This is a genomic window from Pseudorhodoplanes sp. (genome assembly GCF_035565855.1).
GTDB lineage: Bacteria > Pseudomonadota > Alphaproteobacteria > Rhizobiales > Xanthobacteraceae > Pseudorhodoplanes.
In genome coordinates, this window is the sequence record NZ_DATMRX010000148.1 from 1 (window position 1) to 1,558 (window position 1,558).

At 63.2% G+C, this 1,558-nt stretch carries 2 protein-coding genes; both read left to right on the top strand.

The features are described 5' to 3' along the window. On the top strand, positions 1–649 hold a 649-nt coding region (locus VN004_RS08325), incomplete at its 5' end, for an SPOR domain-containing protein (protein WP_325608860.1). A 142-nt stretch (positions 650–791) separates the two neighbouring features. Further along, positions 792–1,558 (top strand): threonine--tRNA ligase (locus VN004_RS08330; protein ID WP_325608862.1); only part of this gene is annotated, 767 nt, incomplete at its 3' end.

Consider the following 1,558-nt stretch of genomic DNA (forward strand, 5'->3'; position numbering starts at 1 on the left):
TTTTCCGAAGGAATATCGCCTGTTTGCGCAGCCGTCCTTCGTGTTCCGCGGCAAGCTGCGCAGGGGCCACAACAACCTCATGTATCGCTATGGCGGCGTTGACGGCATCAAGACCGGCTACACCGATGCAGCCGGCTACAACCTCGCAAGCTCCCTCAACCTCAACGGTCATCGCCTGATCGGCGTCGTGCTGGGCGGAAAGACGGCCCGCGCGCGCGACAACCAGATGGCGACGCTGCTGACACGCTTCAGCAACGGTGAAACCGTCGAAGCGCCTCTGGTGGCGATGAATGTGCCGGTGCCGACGCCGAGGCCGGCTGTGGAAATTGCCATGCACATGCCCGAGATGCACATGCCTGAAATCGAGCAGGGCGACGGCGGCTTTCCCGTGCCTTCCCTGACGGGCTGGCAGATTCAGGTCGCGGCGCTGCCCAGCCGGGGCGCGGCACAGGAGCTTCTTGATAAAGTGGGTTCGCTGGTGCGTACTGTCCATACGGGAGCTCTTGCGCAGATCGAAACCACATCCCGCGGCGGCCGCACGCTTTATCGCGCCCGCTTCGAGGGCTTCGAGGATCAGGCCGCCGCCACCCGCGCCTGCGCGATGCTGAAGAGCAATCGGCACGACTGCATCACCATCGAAGTTCCCTGAACCGGGCGGTGGCGGATCGCGGGATGCCGCGATGCTTCGCCGCCTTTACTCAGGCCGGAACAGGCACTATCAGACCGGCTCGGCATTCAAGCCGCATCAAACCCACCCGCGCTCGTTTGCGGGACTGGATAGGAGAACACCCGTGTCGAATACCGTTTCCCTCACATTTCCCGATGGCTCGTCGCGCGAGTATGACGCCGCGACGACCGGTGCTGCACTTGCGGAATCCATCTCGAAGTCGCTGGCCAAGAAGGCCGTCGCCTACACTTTCGACGGCACCCTGCGCGATCTGTCCGATCCGCTGGGCGGGTCCGGCAAGGTCGAGATCGTCACCCGCGACGATCCCCGCGCGCTGGAACTGATCCGCCACGACGCCGCGCACGTTCTGGCCGAGGCCGTGCAGGAACTGTGGCCGGGCACGCAGGTGACCATAGGTCCGGTAATCGACAACGGTTTCTACTACGACTTCGCCCGCAACGAGCCTTTCACGCCGGACGATTTCGCGGCCATCGAAAAGAAGATGCGCGAGATCATCCAGCGCAACAAGCCGTTTACGAAGGAAGTCTGGTCGCGCGAGAAGGCGAAGCAGGTGTTCCGCGATAAGGGTGAGGCCTATAAGGTCGAGCTGGTCGAGGCGATCCCCGAGGATCAGGACCTGAAGATCTATTATCAGGGCGACTGGTTCGATCTCTGCCGCGGTCCGCACATGGCCTCCACCGGCCAGATCGGCAACGCTTTCAAGCTGATGAAGGTGGCCGGCGCCTACTGGCGCGGCGACGCAAACAACCCGATGCTGACGCGCATCTACGGCACCGCGTGGGCGACGCAGGAACAGCTCGACCAGTATCTGCATATGCTGGAGGAAGCCGAGAAGCGCGACCATCGCCGCCTTGGCCGCGAAATGGACCT